General features: G+C 57.6%; 1 protein-coding gene and 1 pseudogene. One reads left to right on the top strand and one right to left on the bottom strand.

The features are described 5' to 3' along the window. Window positions 1-45: 45 nt before the first annotated feature. Window positions 46-474 carry a site-specific integrase gene (locus tag J0F76_RS21450; protein ID WP_207472356.1) on the bottom strand — a complete coding sequence of 143 codons (429 nt, stop codon included), beginning with the start codon at window positions 472-474 and terminating at the stop codon, window positions 46-48. An 11-nt stretch (window positions 475-485) separates the two neighbouring features. On the opposite strand from J0F76_RS21450, the pseudogene J0F76_RS20740 reads away from it, so the two are divergent. Next, window positions 486-605 (top strand): annotated as a pseudogene (locus J0F76_RS20740) (helix-turn-helix domain-containing protein); the annotation flags it as partial. Window positions 606-688: the final 83 nt, after the last annotated feature.

The raw sequence follows: 688 nt of genomic DNA, 5'->3' as shown, positions 1-688 counted from the left end.
CCAGAACCTGAAAGCCGCTGCCTGACATAACCCCCATGCCCGAGCTTAGCGAAGCGGCAAACTGGTCGGAAATTCCGGACCACCTCTCCGCCACGCTTCTACGGCCAAAGTTTCGTCGATTTCGGCATAATAATTCTGGGTCGTCTGGATGCTCGTGTGCCCAAGCAATCGCTGAACTTGGGGGAGATGATCAGGACTGTCCTTGAGCCAGATCCACCCGACTAGATGCCGATAAAGATGGGGATTGATCTTTATCCCCACATGGCGAGCCAGCAGCCGGGTCGTCCGCTTAAGAAGCGTCTTGTAGGGCTGATGGAGCCCTTCATCTGAGGATCCCTGACCCGGAAAGATATAGGGATTTCCCTCGTCGCCGGGCCGGAGCACCCGCGGACGCAGCTTATCGAGGTAAGTACGCAGGAGAGTGGTGGATTCACAAACGAAGTGCAAATGCCAAGATAATACAGGTATTTGCATGAGGTTTACGAATGGCTTCCCACTACCAGCACCTGAGCTTTGAAGAACGCCGGAAGATTGCCCAATGGCGTGAAGGCAAGATGCCGGTGCCGGAAATCGCAGATCGGCTCTCGCGCCCAGCCTCGACTGTCAACGGCGGTGCAAAATCCGGCCACGCGGCGGGGTAAAATCAGGCCAGGCGGCGGTGACCGGCACCATGGCGCGCGCGCTCACC

It is taken from the genome of Paracoccus fontiphilus (genome assembly GCF_017356265.1).
Lineage (GTDB): Bacteria > Pseudomonadota > Alphaproteobacteria > Rhodobacterales > Rhodobacteraceae > Paracoccus > Paracoccus fontiphilus.
The sequence above is the reverse complement of the archived record's forward strand: the minus strand, read 5'-3'. Positions and strand labels throughout refer to the sequence as shown.

Excerpts from the sequence above, each read along its gene's own strand:
- J0F76_RS21450 (WP_207472356.1), bottom strand. The coding sequence starts at position 474 with ATGCAAATACCTGTATTATCTTGGCATTTGCACTTCGTTTGTGAATCC.